This window comes from Streptomyces sp. NPDC041796 (genome assembly GCF_055590785.1).
Window position 1 is genome coordinate 1 of sequence record NZ_JBVJAH010000020.1, and the last position, 20561, is coordinate 20561.

The following is a 20561-nucleotide window of genomic DNA, read 5'->3' on the forward strand; positions in this document are numbered from 1 at the left end:
CCCCCCCTCCCCCCCCACCCCCCCCCCCCCCCCCCCCCCCCCCCCCCCCCCCCCCACGCCCCCCCCCCCCCCCCCCCCCCCCCCCCCCCCCCCCCCCGGGCCCGCCGATCAGGCAGCCGGTACTCAGCCCGCGAGGATCGCGCGCGCCAGCTTGGCCGTCTCGGTCGGCGTCTTGCCGACCTTGACGCCCGCGGCCTCGAGGGCCTCCTTCTTCGCCTGCGCGGTGCCGGACGAACCGGACACGATCGCACCGGCGTGGCCCATCGTCTTGCCCTCGGGGGCGGTGAAGCCCGCGACGTAGCCGACGACCGGCTTGGTGACGTTGGCCTTGATGAAGTCGGCCGCCCGCTCCTCCGCGTCGCCACCGATCTCACCGATCATCACGATCAGCTCGGTCTCGGGGTCGGCCTCGAAGGCCGCGAGGCAGTCGATGTGGGTGGTGCCGATGACCGGGTCGCCACCGATGCCGACGGCCGACGAGAAGCCGATGTCCCGGAGCTCGTACATCATCTGGTAGGTCAGCGTGCCCGACTTGGACACCAGACCGATCTTGCCGGGCTTGGTGATGTCGCCCGGGATGATGCCGGCGTTGGACTGGCCCGGCGTGATCAGGCCGGGGCAGTTCGGGCCGATGATCCGGGTCTTGTTGCCCTTCTCCACCGCGTACGCGTAGAACGCGGCGGAGTCGTGGACCGCGATGCCCTCGGTGATGACGACGGCCAGCGGGATCTCGGCGTCGATGGCCTCGACGACGGCGGCCTTGGCGAAGGCCGGCGGCACGAAGAGGACGGAGACGTCGGCGCCGGTCTCCTTCATCGCCTCGGCGACCGTGCCGAAGACGGGGACGGACGTGCCGTCGAAGTCGACGGACGTGCCCGCCTTGCGCGGGTTGACGCCACCGACGATGTTGGTGCCGTCACCCAGCATGAGCTTGGTGTGCTTCATGCCCGTGGCACCGGTCATGCCCTGGACGATGACCTTGCTTTCCTTGGTCAGGAAGATAGCCATGGTGTTTCCGACCTCGTCCCTTACTTCGCAGCCGCGAGCTCGGCGGCCTTGTCGGCCGCGCCGTCCATGGTGTCCACGCGCTGCACGAGCGGGTGGTTGGCGTCCGACAGGATCTTGCGACCCAGCTCCGCGTTGTTGCCGTCGAGGCGCACGACCAGCGGCTTGGTGACTTCCTCGCCCTTGTCGGCGAGCAGCTTCAGCGCCTGGACGATGCCGTTGGCGACCTCGTCACAGGCGGTGATGCCACCGAAGACGTTGACGAAGACCGACTTGACGTCCGGGTCGCCCAGGATGATCTCCAGGCCGTTCGCCATCACCTGGGCGGAAGCGCCGCCACCGATGTCGAGGAAGTTGGCGGGCTTCACACCGCCGTGCGCCTCACCGGCGTACGCGACGACGTCCAGGGTCGACATGACCAGGCCGGCGCCGTTGCCGATGATGCCGACCTCGCCGTCGAGCTTGACGTAGTTGAGGTTCTTGGCCTTGGCGGCAGCCTCGAGCGGGTTGGCTGCGGCCTTGTCCTCGAGGGCCTCGTGCTCCGGCTGGCGGAAGTCGGCGTTGGCGTCCAGCGACACCTTGCCGTCGAGCGCGATGACGCGGCCGTCGGCGACCTTGGCCAGCGGGTTGACCTCGACGAGGAGGGCGTCCTCCGCGACGAAGGTCTTCCACAGGGTCACCAGGATCTCGGCGACCTGGTCCTTGACCGCGGCCGGGAACTTGGCGGCCTCGACGATCTCGCGGGCCTTGGCCTCGGTGACACCCTCGTTGGCGTCGACCGGGATCTTCGCCAGGGCCTCGGGCTTGGTGGCCGCGACTTCCTCGATGTCCATGCCGCCCTCGACGGAGGCCATGGCGAGGAAGGTGCGGTTGGTGCGGTCGAGGAGGTACGAGACGTAGTACTCCTCGGCGATCTCGGGTGCCGTCTCGGCGATCATCACCTTGTGGACCGTGTGGCCCTTGATGTCCATACCGAGGATGTCCGTCGCGCGGGCGACGGCCTCGTCCGGCGTGGCGGCCAGCTTGACGCCACCGGCCTTGCCGCGGCCGCCGACCTTCACCTGCGCCTTGACGACCGAACGGCCGCCCAGTCGCTCGGTGGCCTCGCGCGCCGCCTCAGGCGTGTCGATGACTTCACCGGCCAGCACCGGTACACCGTGCTTGGCGAAGAGGTCCCTCGCCTGGTACTCGAACAGGTCCACGCGCGTCCGTCCCTTTTCTGGTGATCGCGGTTCCGTTGTCTGCGTGGGCGTGCCGCGGAGGGCAACGTGACTGCGCTGTCACAAGGGAGGCGTACACGGTGTCCGTGGACGCGGCATGTCCGTCTCGCAGATTATCCCCGTGAGACCGGGGCACCTAAATCGCAGCTCACACCGGAGCGGTGATACCTGTCACAAGCACGGACCTCAAACGGGCGGCCCCACTGCTTGTGAGACCGCCCGTTGCTGCGGATTTCGTACCGGATCAGACTCCCGGCCGGAGTCCCGGCCGGAACCCTGTTCGGAGTCCCGGCCGGAACCCTCGTCGGAGTCCCGGTCGGGACCCCGGTCGGACTCCTGTCGGACTTTCGGTCACACGCCGTACGGGAGGTAGTCCGGGGTGACCGTGCCGACGGTCCCCGACACGCCGGAGACGGCGTTGCCGGCGAGCGGCTGGACGTCCCCGGTCACGCCCTCCGCCAGGCCGGTCGCGAAGGGCTGAACCTCGCCGGTCACACCCTCCGCGAACGGCGCCACCTCACCGGCCACGCCGTACGCCAGGCCGGTCGCGCTGCCGCCCACGCCCTGGACCACCGGCTGGACCTGGTCGGCCACGGCCTGGACGAGCGGCTGCACCGAGCCGGTGACACCGTCCGCGAACGGGGCGACCTGACCCGCCACGCCCCCGGCGAGCGGCTGGATGCCGGAGGCGACGCCTTCGGCGAAGGGGTACGCGTCGGAGACCACGTCCTCCGCGAGGACGCCCGCGTCGCCGGCCGCCTGGCCCGCGACGGGCACGGCGGAGTGGACGGCGCGGTAAACGACGGGCGGCAGGGCGTCCTGGGCGGCCGCGTCCGCGACGGGGGTGGCGGTGGCGACGGGGTCGCTCTGCACCTCGTGGGCGAAGGCGGAGAGGGGACCGAAGAGGTAGTCGATCTCGCCCTCGGCCTCACTGTGGACGTCGGCGCCGACACCCTGGACCTGCGCGGTCGCGTACTGGACGCCCGCGGTCGCGTACTGGGCGTCGGTGTGGACGTCCTGGGTCACCTCCTGCGCGATCTGCTGGGTGGCGTCCTGGACCGGCGCGGTGTGCGCGGCGGTGGTGGTGACCGTGGCGGTGGCGCTGTCGGCGGTCGTGTCGGCGGCCTCGACCGCCTGGTCCGGCGTGGAGAGCGGCACCGAGACGGGCACCTCGGCCGCACTGGCGGCGGCGGTGCCGATGGCCCACATACCGGTGGCGGTGGCGGCGACGGCTATGGAACGGCGGATGTTCTTGTGCATGGGTGCGTCGGATCCTTCGAATTCGGTTCTTGAGACGGCGGGCAGACCTGTCCCGCCCCCGCGCGGCAGGTCAATGAGCGGGGGGAAGGCCTGCCCTAGCCGGGGAATTCGAGGATCTTGTGGGGGCGGTCCTGGGTGGGGGCCGCGGTCGCCGGCAGGGCGGTGCCCCGGACCGGTCCGGTGTGCGCGTCCACCGAGGACGCCACGGCGTGCTGGTCGCCGGCGCGGGGCGTGCCGCCGTCGCCGGCGGCCGACTGCCGGACGACACCGCCGCACGGGCCGGGCGCCAGGGGCAGCGGCGGCGCGGCGAAGTGCGCGAGCGCGGGGCGGCGTTCTCCGGTACGGGCGTCCGTGCCGTCGAGGGTGCCTGCGCTTCTCGCGTCGGTGGCCGTCGCGGGGGTGGGGTTCGCGGTGCTCGTGGAGGGGTGGGTGGCGGCACCCTGGTGGCCGACGGCGTCCGGGTCGGCCGCCTCGGGGACGGTGAGCCCGTCCTGCGTCATGACCTGCGCCGCCCCGTGAGCCCCGGACGTGTCGGCCGGCGGTGCGAGCGGCGAGCCCGGGCCGGGCTGCGGCAGGGGTGCCGGAGGCAGGGGGAGGGCCGGGCGGTCCGGGCCCGAGGGCAGGGTCACCGGCGTCGCGGGCAACGCCTCGGCGACCTCGCGCACGGTTCCCCCGACGGGCTCGGTCACGGTGCGGGCCACCGGTTCGGCGGCCTCCACGACCGTGTGCACGGCGTCCGTGACGGAGTCACCGGCGGCCGACGCCGTCCGGGGCGCGATCTCCGGTCCGTCCGGGAGCCGTTCGGCGGCGACCGTCCGCGCCGAGTGGTCCGTGGATGCCAACGACCCCTGGTCCGCCGCGTGTGCCGGACCACCGAAGAGGAATCCCAGGGCCAGCAGACCCCCGAGGAACAGCACGACCGCCAGCGCACGCCGCGCCACCGCCCCGCGCACGAGGCGCGGAGCGGCAACAGGCATGAAAGCTGCTGCGGCGGTCACGGTGTCCGGATTCCTCCCCTTGCGCGGAACATCGCCTTCCGCGTACGTCGCGCTGATGCTCGCACGAGCATCCCGGGGTGGCGCAAGTCCCGTGTTACTGATGGGTCACCATGTCCGGTATGGGCAGCGGCCGCTTCTCGATCGCCGCTGCCATCACCTCCGGGAAGAGATCCGGCGTGCACGCGAACGCGGGTGCGCCGAGCGCCGCGAGCGCCGCCGCGTGTTCCCGGTCGTAGGCCGGAGCCCCCTCGTCGGAGAGCGCGAGCAGCGCCACGAACTGCACGCCCGACGCTTTCATCGCCGCCACCCGCTTCAGCATCTCGTCGCGTATGCCGCCCTCGTAGAGGTCGCTGATCAGGACGACGACGGTGTCGGCCGGGCGCGTGATCTGCGACTGGCAGTAGGCCAAGGCCCGGTTGATGTCCGTGCCGCCGCCGAGCTGGGTGCCGAACAGGACGTCCACAGGGTCGTCGAGCTGGTCGGTGAGGTCGACCACGGCCGTGTCGAAGACGACGAGCCGGGTCGCGATGGACCGCATGGAGGCCAGCACGGCTCCGAACACCGAGGCGTACACCACGGACGCCGCCATCGAACCGGACTGGTCGATGCAGAGGACGACGTCCTTCTTCACGGACTGTGCCGCCCGCCCGTAGCCGATGAGCCGCTCGGGCACGATCGTGCGGTACTCCGGCAGGTAGTTCTTCAGGTTCGCCCGGATGGTGCGGTCCCAGTCGATGTCCCGGTGGCGGGGCCTGCTGATGCGTGCGCTGCGGTCGAGCGCGCCGGTGAGCGTGGCGCGGGTGCGAGTGGCGAGCCGCTTCTCCAGGTCATCGACGACCTTGCGCACGACGGCCCGTGCCGTCTCCTTCGTCGTCTCGGGCATCGCCTTGTTGAGCGAGAGCAGCGTGCCGACGAGGTGGACGTCGGCCTCGACGGCCTCCAGCATCTCGGGCTCCAGCAGCAGGGTCGACAGACCGAGCCGGTCGATCGCGTCCCGCTGCATCACCTGGACGACCGAGCTCGGGAAGTACGTCCGGATGTCGCCGAGCCAGCGGGCGACGGACGGCGCCGACGCGCCCAGGCCCGCCGAACGGTCCCGCCCGCTGCGGCCCTGGCCGCTCTTCTCCCCGTACAGCGCGGCCAGGGTGCCGTCCATGGCCGCGTCGGTGCCCGTGAGAGCGCAGCCCGTCCCGTCGGCCGCTCCCCCGCCCAGCACCAGGCGCCAGCGCCGCAGCCGCTCCTCGTCACTCACTTCCCCGCCCCCAGCAGTTCGTTGTTCACCCTGTCGTCCGTGCCCAGCAGCAGCCGCAGCAGCGGCAGCACCGCGTCCGCCCGTGCCTCGTCGAGCTGCGGCGCGAAACCGGGCGGCCCGGCCTCCGCGCGTGTCGGGCTCCCGCCCGCCGGGCCGCGCCGCACGAGCTCGCCCAGCGTGCGCCGGACGCCCGGTTCGTACGCGGAGAACGTGCGCCGCAGCAGCGGCAGTACGTCGGTGAACGCCTCCGCCGGAACCCCGGTGAGCCAGGCGTCGACGAGACCGAGCAGCCGCTCGTCGTGCACGAGCAGCATGCCGCCGCCGGGGTTGGCCTCGCCCCCGCCGACGAACCCCTCGATCCAGGCGGCCGCCTCGGCGGGCGGTGTGCCGGGCGAAAGGGCTAGCCCCATCAGCCGCGCGGCCTCGTCCTCCGCGAGCCGCCCGTCGTCCAGCAGCAGCCGGGCGGCCCGTCCGCGTATGACGCCGGGCACGCTGTCCCGCTCGGCGAGCTTGCCCAGGACGCCCGCCCAGCGGCCGGCGATGTCGGTGGTCGTGATGCCGGTGGTCGTGATGCCGGTGGTCGTGATGTCGTCGGTGGTGGTGTCGCCGGTGGTGGTGTCGCCGGCGTGCGGAAGCAGCCGGATCGCGGTGTGGACGGAGTCCAGGTGGCCGCGCATCTCGGCGGCACCGTCCGCGTCGAGGCCCGTGCACGCGGGCGGCAGGCCGACGCAGATCCGCATCGCCAGTCCGGTGGCGACCTCGCCGAGCGCGGCCGTGTCCGTGGACCGTACGTCGCCGTACCGCAAGGAGCGGGCCAGCGCCGGAAGGGCCTGGGCGAGGTGCCCGACGTCCGCGTCGAGTGCGGCCCGGTCGGCGAGCGCCTTCATCACCACGGGCAACGCGTCGGACAGCCCGGCCAGCAGGCACCGCTCGGCGAGGGCGGTGACGTCGGCGAGCGCGGTCGCCGAGACGGCGTCCGACTCGGCGCGGGCGGTGGCTGCGGCGAGCACGGTGGTGCCCCAGACCCCGGCCTCGGCGACCCTGATGTGCAGTTCGGGCTCCCAGCGCAACCGCCAGCTCTCCCGGAATGTGCCCGTGCTGCCACGCCCGGCGGCCGGTTCTCCCCAGCCGACCCCGAGGAGCCGCAGCCGGTGCAGCAGCCGGCTGCGCGCGGCGTCGGTGTCCTTGCGCAGGTCCAGGTCGAGTTCACGCTCCAGCGCTTCGGGCTTGAGGCGCAGGGTGCGCTGGAGCCGGGTGAGGTCACGCTGCAGGGGCACGGCCGGGGCGCTCTCGGGGACCTCACCGAGTGTGTCGCCGATGATCAGCCGGTCCTGGATCAGTCCGAGCGGCACGTCGGAGCCGTCGCACATCACCGCACGTACGGCGTCGATCGTCTCGGTCAGCCCCGCGAGGGGACGCCCGCGCATCGCGGCGAGCGTCCCGGCGAGCCGTACCGCCTCGATGACATGGGCCGAGGAGACGATCCGGTCCTCGTCGCGCAGCAGTCCGGCGATCTTCGTCATCCAGCGCTCGACCGGCCGGTCGGGTGCGCTGAACAGGTGCCCGTACCAGCCGGGCGAGTCGATTCCGGCACCGTAGCCGCTGTGCCGGGCGAGCCGGCGGTGTGTCCAGGGCACCCAGGTGATCTCCGTCTTGACCTTGGGCAGCCCCTTGAGGAGGGCACGGTCGGCGGCGACGGTGCTCTTCGCGGCGAGGGCGGGCACGTGCCAGGCGCCGCAGACGACCGCCACACCGTCCCCGTGCGTCTTGCGCGCGGCGCGGAGCTGGAGCCGCATGTGGGCCTCGCGGACGAGGTCGCGGTCGTGCCCGCCGTGTCCGTACGTCTCGCGCAGTGCGCCCATGGCGTCCGCGAGTTCGGTGAAGACGGCGATCGGGTCGTGGTCGCCCGCGCCCGGCGGCCCGTTGGGCGCGGACCCGGTGCCACGGTGCTCGATCACGTCCTCCCACCAGCGCTCCGGGTCGTCGTACCCGGCGGTCTCGGCGAGCACGGCGATGGGGTCGACGCGCAGTCCGTGCCGCTCCTCGCCCGGTTCGCCCCCGGCCACCTCCTCGCCCTCGCCGTCCCGCCAGGTCGGGTCCTGCGCCATGGCGAGGGTGTGGGTGGCGGGCAGGTCGATGAAGCGGACGGCAGCGCCGTGGTCGAGCGCCCAGCGGATGGCGACCCACTCGGGGGAGAACTCGGCCATCGGCCAGAAGGACGCGCGCCCGGGGTCGTCCACCGCGTGTGCGAGGAGCGCGACCGGCGGACTCATTCCCTCGGCGGCGGCGAGCGGCAGGAGGGGGTCCCCCTCGGGCGGGCCCTCGATCAGCACGGCCGGTGGCTTGGCGGCGTCGAGCGCGGCCCGCACCGCCCGGGCGGATCCCGGGCCGTGGTGGCGCACGCCGAGGAGCAGGGGTCCGGTGGTCCCCGTCATGCCGACACCTCCCGGCAGGCACGGTAGAAGTCCTTCCAGCCGTCCCGCTCGCGGACCACGGTCTCCAGGTACTCCTGCCAGACGACACGGTCGGCCGCCGGGTCGCGGACGACCGCGCCGAGGATGCCGGCCGCCACGTCACCGGGGCGCAGCACGCCGTCGCCGAAGTGGGCGGCGAGGGCGAGGCCGTTGGTGACGACGGAGATCGCCTCGGCCGTGGACAGTGTCCCCGACGGGGACTTGAGCTTGGTGCGGCCGTCGGTCGTCACACCGTCGCGCAGTTCACGGAAGACGGTGACGACCCTGCGGATCTCGTCCAGGCCCTCGGGAGCGGCGGGCAGGTCGAGGGAGCGCCCTATCTGGTCGACGCGCCGGGACACGATGTCGACCTCCGCGTCCGGTGTCGCGGGCAGCGGGAGCACGACCGTGTTGAAGCGGCGGCGCAGCGCGCTGGACAGGTCGTTGACGCCCCGGTCCCGGTCGTTGGCGGTGGCGATGAGGTTGAACCCCCGGACCGCCTGGACCTCTTGGCCGAGCTCGGGGATCGGCAGCGTCTTCTCGGAAAGGATCGTGATCAGGGTGTCCTGGACGTCGGCCGGGATGCGGGTGAGCTCCTCGACGCGGGCCGTCATGCCGTCGGACATGGCACGCATGACGGGACTGGGTACGAGGGCGTCACGGCTGGGTCCGTGGGCGAGGAGCTGCGCGTAGTTCCACCCGTACCGGATGGCCTCCTCGGGGGTGCCGGCCGTGCCCTGCACCAGGAGGGTCGAGTCACCGCTGACGGCGGCGGCGAGGTGCTCGGAGACCCACGTCTTGGCGGTGCCGGGGACGCCGAGCAGGAGCAGCGCGCGGTCGGTCGCGAGGGTGGTGACGGCGACTTCGACGATCCGGCGCGGCCCCACGTACTTCGGTGTGATCACGGTGCCGTCGGGCAGCGTGCCACCGAGCAGATAGGTGGCGACGGCCCACGGCGACAGCCGCCAGCGGACCGGGCGGGGCCGGTCGTCGGCCGCGGCGAGTGCCTTCAGTTCGTGCGCGAAGGCCTCCTCGGCGTGCGGGCGCAGGGCCTCCGCGCGGGATGTTCCGGTGGCTTCTTCGGTGGCTTCGGTGGTTGTGGGCACGGTGATGGATCCCCCTCCAGATCACGTTCGACCGGGTGTGGGATCCACCGTGCACCATGCCACTGACAATCGGCCGCCACCGCAGCTCGGAGGCGGAAACGGCCGATGTCGTGGTGGACTTGCGGAGTCGCGGCGGGGTCAGCCGGCGACCGGGGACACGGCGATGCAACCGGTGGCGGCGGCCATGCCCTTCGCGGTCTGCTCCTTGATGACCTTGCCCTGGTAGACGATCTTGCACGTCATCTCGACGCCCGCGGGGTCGACCGCGACCGGCAGCACGCCGGGCGGCAGCAGACCGCGGAGCTTCACCGTCTTCTTCCACGGCAGCGCGGGCTTCTGCACGGACTCCACCTTGGGCGTCGTCGCGTCCCCGCCGTCGACGTGGTAGTCGATCGAGTCGATCCCCTTGCCGGTGATCTCGTACGTCACCTCGTACGGCTCGTTCACTTCCTTCTCGACCTGCTTGGCGGCCTCCTCCTTGATCTCGGAGCAGGCTCCGAGTCCGAGGACGAGTCCACCGGCGACGAGCGCGGACGCGATGGAGCGACTGGTGCGGCTGGAGCGACTGATGCGGTTCATGCTGACCCCCCGGGCGAGTTGACTGCGGCACAGGCAGAAAACAGTAAGGGGAAGGCAGGGTCAACTCGTTCGGCTCCGGCGAATCCGCTGGTCGGAGTCGATTGTCAGTGGTGGCACCTACCGTCGTTCCCATGAATCAGCAGGGGGTGCGCTGGACGGCGGAACAGGTGCTGGCTCTGGCACCTGACGACGCCTCACGCAGGGCGGGCAGCAAGCTGGGCACGGCCGGGCCGTGGTCCGGCGGCGGAAGCGACGGCTCGGGGGCGGTCTGGGGGCTGTGCAAGGGCAGCGGGAGCAAGCCGTATCAGACGGTCGTCGACACCACGGGGCCCGCGTACAAGTGCAGTTGTCCGAGCCGGAAGTTCCCGTGCAAACACGCGTTGGGGCTGCTGCTGCTCTGGGCGGCCGGCGGTGACCCCGTGCGCGGCTCCGACGTGCCGGACTGGGCCGAGCAGTGGCTGGCGGGCCGCCGAGCCCGCGCGGCGGGGAAGCCAGGGGGTGCGGCGGACGGCGGCCCGCCCTCGAGGAGCGCCGACCCGGAGGCGGCACGGCGTCGGGCCGAGCAGCGGGCGGCCCGGATCACCGCGGGCGCCGAGGAGTTGGAGCAGCGGCTGGCGGACCTGCTGCGCGGCGGGCTGGCCGCCGCCGACCGGTCGGGGTACGGGCTGTGGGAGGAGACCGCGGCCCGGATGGTCGACGCTCAGGCGCCCGGCCTGGCCGGGCGGGTCCGGGAGCTGGGGGCGATCCCGGGCTCGGGCCCCGGCTGGCCGGTGCGGCTGCTGGAGGAATGCTCCCTGACGCATCTGCTCGACCGGGCCTGGCTGGACATCGAGCGGCTGCCGGAGCCGCTGGCCGCGACGGTCCGCACCAGGGTCGGGCTGACGGCGCCCGCCGACGGTCCGGCCGTGCGCGACCACTGGTCGGTCCTCGCCCAGTACGACACCTCGGACGGCAAGCTGACCACCCGCCGCGTCTGGCTGTACGGAAAGGGCAGTGGACGCACGGCGCTGCTGCTCTCCTTCGGCGCCGCCGGACGGGCGCCCGGGCTCGCCCTGCCCGTCGGCGTGGTGATCGACGCCGACATCCGGCCGTACGGGGGCGCCGGGCAGCTGCGGGCCGAGCTCGGCGAGCAGTTCTCGGTACCCGCGCCGGACACGGGGCCACCACCGGGCGGGTCCGTCGCCGAGGGGCTGGCGGCGTACGGCACGGCACTGCGGGACGACCCGTGGCTGGACTCCTGGCCGGTGACGCTGACCGGAGTCATACCCGTGCCGTCGCAGGACGGCACCTGGCAGGTGGCCGACGCGGACGGCGGGGGTGCGCTGCCGGTCGCCCCGGCCGCGGTCGCCCGGCCCGGCCTGTGGCGGCTGGCCGCGCTCTCCGGCGGCCGTCCGGTCACGGTGTTCGGCGAGTGCGGGCACCGCGGCTTCACCCCGCTGACCGCCTGGTCCGCGGACACGCCCGAGACCGTCGCGCTGACCTGACGTACGGAGGAGCACGATGACCACCACGCACTGGGAAGACCTCGTCACCTCGGCGCTGCTCGGCACCGACCGTCGCGCGCCCGCCGCAGACGTCCTGGCCGGGGCGCCCGGCAAGGACACGCCGGTCGCGCTGCTGGACGCCGCCGCCCTGCACACCGTGCGGCGCAGGGCGGGCCTGCTGCCGGGACCCGCCGCCGAGCTGCCCGAGCCGGCGCCGCACGACGGGCGGCCACAACTGCCCGACACGGCCCGGCGCCGGCTCACCCAGCTACTCGCCGACCGTTCCGGCACGTCGTCCGGCGGCGGCCGCCGGGGCACGGCGCCCGACCTCACGGAGCTGCTCCCGCAGTGGCTGGCCGCGGCGAACGAGCACGGGTACCGGGCGCCCGCGTCCGTGTTGCCCGCGCTGCTGGACGCGGCGCGGGCCCGGACCGACCTGCGGCCGGCCGCGCTGGCGTTCGCCGGGCCGCGCGGTCTGTGGCTGGCCCGGCTCAACCCGGAGTGGCGGTTCGCCCTGCGCGGTTCCTCGGCGGGCACCGCGCTGCCCGACCCCACGGACGAGGACGCCGTGCGGCGGCTGTGGGATGAGGGCCTGTTCGCCGAGCGGGTCGCCCTTCTCGGGTCCGTACGGGCGCACGACCCGGCCGCCGCGGCATCCCTGCTGGCCTCGACCTGGTCCACCGAACGGGCCGAGGACCGGCTGATGTTCCTCGACTCGCTGCGCACGGGGCTGTCCGACGCCGACGAGCCGTTCCTGGAGCAGGCGCTCTCCGACCGCAGCCGCAATGTCCGCTCGACCGCCGCCGAGCTGCTCTCCGCGCTGCCGCACTCGGCGTTCGCCCAGCGCATGGCCGAGCGGGCGTCCAGCTGCGTGGGCCTGGACCGTACGGGCGCGGAGGCGGCGGTCACCGTCGAGGCCCCGCACGAATGCGACGCCGGTATGCAGCGCGACGGCGTCCTGCCCGACCCACCGACGGGCCGCGGTGAAAGATCCTGGTGGCTTGGCCAGTTGGTGGAAGCCGCCCCGCTCGCCGTCTGGTCCTCCCGGCTGGGCGGCCGTACGCCCACGGAGATCGTCGCCCTGCCGGTCACGGACGACTGGCGGGACGAGCTGCACGCCGCGTGGTGCCGCGCCGCGGTCCGGCAGCGGGATCCCGCCTGGGCCCGCGCGCTGCTCGGCCCGCCGACGACACCCCCGGCGACCGGCCCGGGCACGTCCTCGCTCGCCGAGCGGTCGAAACTCCTGTCCATCCTGCCCGGCGGTGAACGGGCCGTCTGGGTGGCCGACTTCATCGCGGCGCACGGGCTGTCGGAGGCGTTCCAGCTTCTGGGCGTCTGCGCGGTGCCGTGGGCCGAGCCGCTCGGCCGCGCGGTGGTGGACGCGCTGGACATAGCGCGCGACGCCGGGAGCTACCCGTGGAGCTTCAGCGGCGTGATGGGCCTGGCGGAGCGCTGCCTCGACCCGGGCCAGGCGGACCGCCTGGAGGTTCTGACCGCCGTGCCGGACGAACCGGAAGGGGCGTCGCCGGGAGCGGGGGGCTACTGGTCGGAGGCGTTCCAGCGGCTGGTCGCCACACTGCGGTTGCGTGCGGCGATGCACGCCGAACTCCTACCGGTGACTCCGCCCCCGGTACCCAGCACCTGACCGTTCCGCCCCCACGCCAGTGGCGCGGGCCGGGTGGGCGGGCGCCTGGGCCTGCGGCGGAACCACCCCCGCCCCGCCCCGGGAAGGGGGACGCGCAGTGGGGGGTGTTCCGGGCGTAAGACGACTGAGCTTGCGAAGGAGAGCCCGGGACACCCCCCACGGAGCGGCCCCCACGCCAACCGACGCCCGGGCGGGCAGCCCCGGGTGCCGGCGCGCCGGGACCCGGCACCGGGCACCCGGCACCTGGTCGCCGACCCCGGGCGGGGCTCGCCGCGACGGGCGACACGGGGCGGGAGCCCCGTGAAGGGTTACGCCTCGGCGGAGACGCGCACGTTGGCGTTGACCCAGTCCACGATCGACGCGGTCGTCGCGCCGGGCGTGAAGATCTCCGCCACGCCCTTCTCCTTCAGCGGCGCGATGTCCGCGTCCGGGATGATCCCGCCGCCGAACACCTTGATGTCCTCCGCCTCGCGCTCCTTCAACAGCTCGAGCACCTTGGCGAACAACGTGTTGTGGGCGCCCGACAGGATCGACAGACCGATCGCGTCCGCGTCCTCCTGGATCGCCGTGTCGACGATCTGTTCCGGCGTCTGGTGCAGGCCGGTGTAGATGACCTCCATACCGGCATCACGCAGCGCCCGCGCGATCACCTTCGCGCCGCGATCGTGGCCGTCGAGACCCGGCTTGGCCACCACCACGCGGATCGGACCGGTCACACCCATCACTGCCTCCACATGCGTCCCCCGTACCTATATGCCGGGGAGGTGAACGAACGTTATCGACAGCATCCCGCAACCGGCCGTTTCGCGGTGGATACCGAGGGGGAAATCACACGTGGGACATGTTCGCTACGCGTCGTACCCGCACCGGGCGGGCCCAGAGGCCACAGGAGAGCCGGGACGATCGCGACGGGAGCCGCCACGAGGTCGTCGTATCACCGTGCCGCCAGCCGCACGGCGCGGGGATACGGCCGCACGGCCACCACCCTCCGGGACGGCACCCCAGTTCGGAGGTCGGCCGTGAAGGTCCTGTTGCCCTGGAAAGTGCTGCCCTTCTTCCCGTTACGGCTGTCCGCCGCGCTGATCAAGGCCACCGCCCTGGAGCTGGCGATCCTCGCCGGCCACCTGGTCCTCTACCCCACCGGCATCGCGCCGGAACGCCGACCGCTCCCGGTCGCAGGCGGTCCGCATCCGCCGACCGTGCTGCTGCACGGCTTCGTGGACAACCGTTCCGTCTTCGTGCTGCTGCGCCGGTCCCTCGTCCGGCACGGCCGCCGCCACGTGGAGTCGCTCAACTACTCCCTGCTCACGTGTGACGTCCGGGCCGCCGCCGAGCTCCTCGGCCGCCACATCGAGGAGATCTGTGACCGCACGGGACACCGCGAGGTCGACATCGTCGGCCACAGTCTCGGCGGACTGATCGCCCGCTATTACGTCCAGCGACTCGGCGGCGACCACCGGGTACGCACCCTGGTCACGCTGGGTACGCCGCACTCCGGCACGACCGTCGCGCCGCTCGCGGGCGCGCACCCGCTGGTGCGGCAGATGCGTCCGGGCTCGTCCGTCGTGCGGGAGTTGAGCGAGCCCGCGCCTCACTGCCGTACGCGCTTCGTCAGCTTCTGGAGCGATCTGGACCAGTGGATGGTGCCCGTGGAGACGGCACGGATAGATCATCCGGACCTGGTCGCGCAGAACGTACGCGTCACCGGGATCGGCCATCTCGCCCTGCCCGTCCACCCGGCGGTCGCGGCGGGCATCCGCCAGGTCCTCGAGTCCGACGAGGCGGCCGACGGAACATCTGATTCCGCGTCCGTGGCCTGACGCACCCCGACCAAACTTCGAACACTTCTCGAACGTAGGGCCAAGCCTCTGCCCACACTCCGCCGAAAGGCGGCCGAATGCCCGTTTCCCCCGGGGCCAAAACCCACGGAAGATTGTCGCTTGCGCGTACCGCCGGGTACAGTCGCGCCCACTGCTTTCCCCTCTGGGTCCCCGTCGCCGGGGCCTCCCCAGATCTGGTCCTGCTGCCGAGGCGAGAGAGAAGTTGGTGAACGACCAGCACCCCCACGCCGGGTACGTCGGAGACGACGCGTATTCCACGGGCAGCTTCGAGACCGGCAGCCTGGACACCGGCAGCTTCGCCACCGATCCACTCTTCGGTGCCCTTCCCGGCACATACGAGAACACCTACGAAAGCAGCGGCAGTTACCACGTCGGCTACACCGCCGACCACAGCGGCCAGTACGACAGCACCCAGTGGGCCGCCGCCACCCAGCAGTGGGCCACCACGGACACCACCGGCTACGTCGAGTACTCGGCCCACACCGGCCAGTGGGACGCGAGCGCCTGGAGCGAGGCGAGCGCGTACGACACCACCGGCCAGTGGAACGGCACCCCGGGGGCGACCACGGCCGCCACCTCCTTCGAGACCGGCGCCTACGACGCCACCGCCTGGAACTACGCCGCCGCGCCGACCGAGACGTTCACCGTCCCCGAGCAGTACGACTACGCGGCCGCGGACCAGCTCCCCGCGCCGGAACCCCTCGCGGAGTCCCCGTCGGCGCACGAGTCCGCCGCCGAGGCGGAACCGGAGTACGAGCTCGGCCCCGACGACGAACCCTCGGCCGAGCCCGATTCCGGGGCGGAGCCCGAGGACCTGCACGAGAGCCTCACCGAAACCGCACTCGCACCCGTCGCCGCCCCCCGGCCCAGCCGCCGTTCCGGCGGAGGCGGTGGCGGCAGCCGCGGCCGCCGCCGGACCCCTGCCAAACGTTCCGCGCTCCTCACCGTCGCCATGCCCTCCGCCTGTGTGATGGGCGTCGCCGGTATCGCCGCCGCGTCCGTCAGCGGCCTCACGGGCAGCGCCACCGGCGAGACCAAGAGCGACGAGAAGACGGTGACCGCCGCCGACCCGGCCTCGGTCCAGCCGGTCGTCGCCAACAGCGAGCTGGACACCCAGCTTGCCGCGCTCAGCGCCGACGCCCGCGACTTCGGTGACCGCGCGAGCCGCACCCAGGAGCGCATCGACCTCAAGGCGCGCCAGGAGGCGGAGCGCAAGAAGCGCGAGGAGGAGGCGGCCCGCCGCGAGGCGCTGCGCCCCAAGTTCGCCCTCCCCGTCGGCCTGCACCAGCTCAGCGCCCAGTACGGGCAGGCGGGCGTCAACTGGATGTCCCTGCACACCGGTATCGACTTCCCCGTCCAGTACGGGACCCCCGTCATGGCCGCGACCGACGGCACCGTGCGCACCCAGTGGAACAGCGCCTACGGGAACATGGCGATCGTGACCGCCAAGGACGGCACCGAGACCTGGTACTGCCACCTCAGCAGCACCAAGATCCGGTCCGGCGAGGTCAAGGCCGGCGAGGTCATCGCCTACTCGGGCAACTCCGGCAACTCCACCGGACCGCACCTGCACTTCGAGGTACGGCCCGGCGGCGGCGCCGCGATCGACCCGCTGCCGTGGCTGCGCAGCCACGGCCTCGACCCGACCTCCTGACCGCTACGGCTTTCCGAGCGGCCTACAGCTTCTCGACCGGCGCGTACCGCAGCAGCAGCCGCTTCGGCTTCTCGTCCCCGAAGTCGATCGTCGCCTGCGCGTCCCCGCCCGCTCCCGTCACCGCCATGACGGTCCCGAGCCCGAACTGGTCGTGCGTCACCCGGTCCCCGACCGCCAGGGAGATCACCGGCTTGTCCGTCGTACGCCGGGTGGCGAAGCCGGAGGGGCCGCCGGCCCGCGACCTCGACGACAGTGACGACGACAGCGACGACGCGATGCCGGACGTCGGCCCGGCGGGCTTGGCCATCGCACCCGTGCGCTTCCACTCCAGGTGCTGTCCGGGGATCTCCTCCAGGAACCGCGAGGGCGGGTTGTACGAGGGCTGCCCCCACGCGCTGCGCATCGACGACCGCGTCAGATAGAGCCGCTCGCGGGCACGCGTGATGCCCACGTACGCCAGCCGCCGCTCCTCCTCCAGCTCCTTGGTCTGGCCGAGGGCACGCATGTGCGGGAAGACACCGTCCTCCATGCCGGTCAGGAACACCACCGGGAACTCCAGGCCCTTGGCGGTGTGCAGGGTCATCAGCGTGATGACACCGGACCCCTCCTCGTCCTCGTCCGGGATCTGGTCGGAGTCGGCGACGAGCGCGACCTGCTCCAGGAACTCGGCCAGGGTGCCGGGCTCCTCGCCGCGCTCCTGCTCGAACTCGAGGGCGACGGCGGCGAGCTCCTGGAGGTTCTCGATGCGGGTCTCGTCCTGCGGGTCGGTGGAGGCCTGGAGCTCGGCGAGGTATCCCGTGCGCTCCAGGACGGCCTCCAGCACCACCGCCGGGCCGGCGCCCGAGTCCACGATGGTGCGGAGCTCCTCCATGAGCGTGTTGAACCGCTTCACGGCGTTCGCCGACCGGGCGGCCATGCCGTACGCCTCGTCGACGCGGCGCAGCGCCTGCGGGAAGGTGATCTTCTCGCGCAGCGCCAGTGCGTCGATCATCGCCTCGGCGCGCTCGCCGATGCCGCGCTTGGGGACGTTGAGGATGCGGCGCAGCGGGACGTTGTCCTCGGGGTTGGCCAGGACGCGCAGGTAGGCCAGCACGTCCCGGACTTCCTTGCGTTCGTAGAAGCGGACGCCGCCGACGACCTTGTACGGCAGGCCGACGCGGATGAAGATCTCCTCGAAGACACGGGACTGGGCGTTCGTCCGATAGAAGACGGCGACGTCGCCGGCCCTGGCGTCGCCCGCGTCCGTCAGCCGGTCGATCTCGTCGGCGACGAACTGCGCCTCGTCGTGCTCGGTGTCCGCGACGTACCCGATGATCCGGGCGCCCTCGCCTGCGTTGGTCCACAGGTTCTTGGGGCGGCGGCTCTCATTGCGCTCGATGACCGCGTTGGCGGCGGAGAGGATGGTCTGCGTGGAGCGGTAGTTCTGCTCCAGCAGGATCGTGGTCGCGTCCGGGTAGTCCTCCTCGAACTGGAGGATGTTGCGGATGGTGGCGCCGCGGAAGGCGTAGATCGACTGGTCGGCGTCGCCCACGACGCACAGCTCGGCCGGGTCCAGGTCCTCGTAACCGGTGCCCACCAGTTCGCGTACGAGCGTGTACTGGGCGTGGTTGGTGTCCTGGTACTCGTCGACGAGCACGTGGCGGAAGCGGCGGCGGTAGTGCTCGGCGACGTCCGGGAACGCCTGGAGCAGGTGGACCGTCGTCATGATGATGTCGTCGAAGTCCAGGGCGTTGGCCTCGCGCAGCCGTGCCTGGTACATCCGGTACGCCTCGGCGAGCGTCTTCTCGAACCCGTCGGCGGCCTGGTCGGCGAAGGCCTCCTCGTCGATCAGCTCGTTCTTCAGGTTCGAGATCTTGGCGCTGAACGACTTCGGCGGGAAGCGCTTGGGGTCGAGGTCGAGATCGCGGCAGACCAGCGCCATCAGCCGCTTGGAGTCGGCGGCGTCGTAGATGGAGAAGGACGACGTGAAGCCGAGCTTCTTGGACTCGCGGCGCAGGATGCGGACGCACGCGCTGTGGAAGGTCATGACCCACATGGCGTTGGCGCGCGGGCCGACGAGCTGCTCGACGCGCTCCTTCATCTCACCGGCGGCCTTGTTGGTGAAGGTGATCGCCAGTATCTGCCCGGGGTGGACGTGCCGGGTGCCCAGCAGGTGGGCGATGCGGTGGGTCAGCACCCGGGTCTTGCCGGAGCCGGCGCCGGCGACAATGAGCAGCGGCGAGCCGGTGTGCACGACGGCGGCGCGCTGCTGCTCGTTCAGCCCCTCCAGCAGCGCGGCGGGGTCCACGACGGGACGCGGGGCACCGTCGCGGTAGTGGGTGTCCCGGGCCGGGGGCACGTCGAAGCGGTCCCCGAAGAGGTCGTGCGGGACCTCCTCCGCGGCCGGGCCGTGCCCGGGGCCCTCGGAGTCCTCGGGCGGCGGGGGCTCCTCGGAGGGGTGGTTCCGGAGGTCCGCCAGGAAGCTGTCGTCAAAGAGGCTGCTCATCGCCTATCGAGTCTAGGCCGCCCCACTGACAGCCGTGGACGAACCGGGAACAGGCCCGATTCGTCACGCTCCGTACCGCGTCGACGACATCACGCCAAGGTCACGAATACGTATCGGGCATATCGAACATCAACCTTCACAGCACCACCACAGGTTGGCTAGCGTGCTCGCCCAAGCGGTCCGTTCTCTCTTCGGCGAACCACGCCAGTCGGATCGCCCACGCCGAATCCGTGCTGCCGCCACGGCAGTTCGGAACCGGGGACCCACCACGTACGACCGAGGTGAATCGGCCCGCAGCCGCTCGGGCACGGCCGTAGGGCACCTTCCGTTCCGCCCGAACCTGACAGCTGACCCGGTAGGCGGTCCACGGAAGGAGATGCCGACCTTGGCGTCGCATCGCAAGCCGCGCACATCGCGCACCTTGCAGACCCTGCATGCCCACCACCCCGCCGTCGGGGTCACGACGGCCGCCGCCCTGGCCTCGGTCACGTTCCTGTCGTCACAGAGCGCGACCGCGGCGTCCGGTGGCCCGGGTGACCAGGACCGGGGGCCGACGGTCGAGGAGGTTCAGAGAAAGGTCGACGACCTCTACCGGCAGGCGGGCACGGCGACGCAGCAGTACGGCAAGGCCAGGGAAGCCACGGACGAGCAGCGGCGCGAGGCCGGCGGGACACTCGCCGGCGCCGCCCGGCGTACGGAAGCGCCGGAGCAGTCCCGCCGCCCCCTCGGTAGCCACGCGGCCACGCGGTACGGGTCGGGCGGGTCGGCTCCGACCACGTCGCTGGTCTTCCCGGACGGCCCGCAGGCGGTCGTGGACCAGGCTCCGCCGGTGGACCGGCTCATGGACCACCGGCACGAGACGCTCACCGGCCATCGGCACGAGGCGCTCACCGACCACCGGCACGAGACGCTCACCGACCACCGGGCGCAGCGGGGCGAGGCCGAGGTCACGGAGCAGCGGGTGGAGGCCGGGGCCGCCCGGCAGCAGGCGGAGGCGACACGGAAGCAGGAGTCGCTCACCGCCTCCCAGGCCTCCCTCCGCACCGCCAAGCAGACCGTGCAGCGCAAGCTCGGCGAGGCTCGGTCGCTGCTGGCGCGGCTGACGGCGGAGGAGCGGGGGCGCCAGGAGGACGCCCGCCGCAAGGCCGAGGAGCAGCGGCAGCAAGAACAACAGGATCACCTGCATCAGCACCAGCTCCAGCAGCCGGACGACGACAGTGGCTACACCGCCAAGGCCCGCGAGGTGCTCGCCTTCGCCGAGGCGCAGATCGGCAAGCCGTACGTGTGGGGCGCGACCGGCCCGAGCTCGTACGACTGTTCCGGGCTCACCCAGGCCGCGTGGCGGGCGGCGGGGGTCGACCTCCCCCGTGCGGCCCGGGACCAGGTGCTGGCGGGCACCCGGGTCGCGACGGAGGACCTGCGCCCCGGCGACCTGGTGTTCTTCTACGACGACATCAGGCACGTCGGCATCTACAAGGGCGACGGGAAGATGATCCACGCGCTGGGTCCCGGGGCGAACGTGCGCGAGGAGTCCATCCACTGCATGCCCGTCCACAGTGGCGTGCGCCCGGCCTGACGA

Annotated in this window: 15 protein-coding genes and 1 riboswitch; of the genes, 5 read left to right on the plus strand and 10 right to left on the minus strand. The window is 72.5% G+C overall.

Translation table 11 applies throughout. The features are described from left to right. Positions 1-123: 123 nt before the first annotated feature. The 8 genes from sucD to ACZ6C1_RS30925 form a co-directional block, all read right to left on the minus strand. A complete protein-coding gene (sucD, locus tag ACZ6C1_RS30890; RefSeq protein ID WP_351809359.1) occupies positions 124-1008 on the minus strand; it encodes a succinate--CoA ligase subunit alpha in 885 nt (294 codons plus the stop codon). 20 nt (positions 1009-1028) lie between these two features. Beyond that, the gene (gene sucC, locus ACZ6C1_RS30895) at positions 1029-2207 is read right to left on the minus strand and encodes an ADP-forming succinate--CoA ligase subunit beta (protein ID WP_469245431.1); all 1179 of its coding nucleotides are present in this window, start codon (positions 2205-2207) and stop codon (positions 1029-1031) included. A 369-nt stretch (positions 2208-2576) separates the two neighbouring features. Beyond that, positions 2577-3485, minus strand: a complete 909-nt coding sequence (locus ACZ6C1_RS30900; protein ID WP_469245433.1) for a hypothetical protein — start codon at positions 3483-3485, stop codon at positions 2577-2579. A 95-nt stretch (positions 3486-3580) separates the two neighbouring features. Beyond that, positions 3581-4462: a hypothetical protein gene (locus ACZ6C1_RS30905; RefSeq protein ID WP_469245435.1), complete on the minus strand. Its 882-nt coding sequence runs from the start codon at positions 4460-4462 to the stop codon at positions 3581-3583. 115 nt (positions 4463-4577) lie between these two features. Continuing rightward, positions 4578-5735, minus strand: a complete 1158-nt coding sequence (locus tag ACZ6C1_RS30910; RefSeq protein WP_469245436.1) for a VWA domain-containing protein — start codon at positions 5733-5735, stop codon at positions 4578-4580. Beyond that, positions 5732-8170, minus strand: a complete 2439-nt coding sequence (locus tag ACZ6C1_RS30915) for a DUF5682 family protein (protein ID WP_469245438.1) — start codon at positions 8168-8170, stop codon at positions 5732-5734. The genes ACZ6C1_RS30910 and ACZ6C1_RS30915 overlap by 4 nt, the downstream gene beginning before the upstream one ends. Continuing rightward, on the minus strand, positions 8167-9300 hold the full coding sequence (locus ACZ6C1_RS30920) for an ATP-binding protein (RefSeq protein WP_469245585.1): 1134 nt from the start codon (positions 9298-9300) through the stop codon (positions 8167-8169). The genes ACZ6C1_RS30915 and ACZ6C1_RS30920 overlap by 4 nt, the downstream gene beginning before the upstream one ends. A 132-nt stretch (positions 9301-9432) precedes the next feature. Next, positions 9433-9873, minus strand: a complete 441-nt coding sequence (locus ACZ6C1_RS30925; RefSeq protein WP_469245440.1) for an MmpS family transport accessory protein — start codon at positions 9871-9873, stop codon at positions 9433-9435. 131 nt (positions 9874-10004) lie between these two features. Here ACZ6C1_RS30925 and ACZ6C1_RS30930 point away from each other — a divergent pair, with 131 nt between their 5' ends. Together ACZ6C1_RS30930 and ACZ6C1_RS30935 are read left to right on the plus strand one after the other, a co-directional pair. Beyond that, on the plus strand, positions 10005-11357 hold the full coding sequence (locus ACZ6C1_RS30930) for an SWIM zinc finger family protein (RefSeq protein ID WP_469245442.1): 1353 nt from the start codon (positions 10005-10007) through the stop codon (positions 11355-11357). Between the two features lie 16 nt (positions 11358-11373). Continuing rightward, complete coding sequence (locus ACZ6C1_RS30935) at positions 11374-13002, plus strand: DUF5691 domain-containing protein (RefSeq protein WP_469245444.1); 1629 nt, start codon at positions 11374-11376, stop codon at positions 13000-13002. A gap of 308 nt (positions 13003-13310) precedes the next feature. On the opposite strand, the gene ACZ6C1_RS30940 is transcribed toward ACZ6C1_RS30935, so the two are convergent. After that, the gene (locus tag ACZ6C1_RS30940) at positions 13311-13724 is read right to left on the minus strand and encodes a cobalamin B12-binding domain-containing protein (protein WP_469245445.1); all 414 of its coding nucleotides are present in this window, start codon (positions 13722-13724) and stop codon (positions 13311-13313) included. Between the two features lie 297 nt (positions 13725-14021). On the opposite strand from ACZ6C1_RS30940, the gene ACZ6C1_RS30945 reads away from it, so the two are divergent. Further along, complete coding sequence (locus ACZ6C1_RS30945) at positions 14022-14822, plus strand: alpha/beta hydrolase (protein WP_469245447.1); 801 nt, start codon at positions 14022-14024, stop codon at positions 14820-14822. Between the two features lie 226 nt (positions 14823-15048). Then, entirely contained in the window at positions 15049-16497 is a 1449-nt protein-coding gene (locus ACZ6C1_RS30950; protein WP_469245449.1) for a M23 family metallopeptidase, read from the plus strand. A gap of 22 nt (positions 16498-16519) precedes the next feature. Here ACZ6C1_RS30950 and pcrA read toward each other — a convergent pair whose 3' ends face one another. Further along, a complete protein-coding gene (gene pcrA, locus ACZ6C1_RS30955) occupies positions 16520-18982 on the minus strand; it encodes a DNA helicase PcrA (RefSeq protein ID WP_469245451.1) in 2463 nt (820 codons plus the stop codon). A 210-nt stretch (positions 18983-19192) separates the two neighbouring features. Further along, a riboswitch (cyclic di-AMP (ydaO/yuaA leader) is annotated at positions 19193-19360 on the plus strand. Between pcrA and ACZ6C1_RS30960 the strand changes: the two genes are divergently transcribed. Beyond that, positions 19359-20558 carry a C40 family peptidase gene (locus ACZ6C1_RS30960; protein WP_469245453.1) on the plus strand — a complete coding sequence of 400 codons (1200 nt, stop codon included), beginning with the start codon at positions 19359-19361 and terminating at the stop codon, positions 20556-20558. It overlaps the preceding riboswitch by 2 nt. Positions 20559-20561 lie beyond the last annotated feature (3 nt).

What these genes read in the sequence shown, in the direction of transcription:
- sucD (WP_351809359.1), bottom strand. Translation starts at nt 1,008, where the DNA reads ATGGCTATCTTCCTGACCAAGGAAAGCAAGGTCATCGTCCAGGGCATG.
- ACZ6C1_RS30900 (WP_469245433.1), bottom strand. Translation starts at nt 3,485, where the DNA reads ATGCACAAGAACATCCGCCGTTCCATAGCCGTCGCCGCCACCGCCACC.
- ACZ6C1_RS30905 (WP_469245435.1), bottom strand. Translation starts at nt 4,462, where the DNA reads ATGCCTGTTGCCGCTCCGCGCCTCGTGCGCGGGGCGGTGGCGCGGCGT.
- ACZ6C1_RS30915 (WP_469245438.1), bottom strand. Translation starts at nt 8,170, where the DNA reads ATGACGGGGACCACCGGACCCCTGCTCCTCGGCGTGCGCCACCACGGC.
- ACZ6C1_RS30925 (WP_469245440.1), bottom strand. Translation starts at nt 9,873, where the DNA reads ATGAACCGCATCAGTCGCTCCAGCCGCACCAGTCGCTCCATCGCGTCC.
- ACZ6C1_RS30930 (WP_469245442.1), top strand. Translation starts at nt 10,005, where the DNA reads ATGAATCAGCAGGGGGTGCGCTGGACGGCGGAACAGGTGCTGGCTCTG.
- ACZ6C1_RS30935 (WP_469245444.1), top strand. Translation starts at nt 11,374, where the DNA reads ATGACCACCACGCACTGGGAAGACCTCGTCACCTCGGCGCTGCTCGGC.
- ACZ6C1_RS30940 (WP_469245445.1), bottom strand. Translation starts at nt 13,724, where the DNA reads ATGGGTGTGACCGGTCCGATCCGCGTGGTGGTGGCCAAGCCGGGTCTC.
- pcrA (WP_469245451.1), bottom strand. Translation starts at nt 18,982, where the DNA reads ATGAGCAGCCTCTTTGACGACAGCTTCCTGGCGGACCTCCGGAACCAC.
- ACZ6C1_RS30960 (WP_469245453.1), top strand. Translation starts at nt 19,359, where the DNA reads ATGCCGACCTTGGCGTCGCATCGCAAGCCGCGCACATCGCGCACCTTG.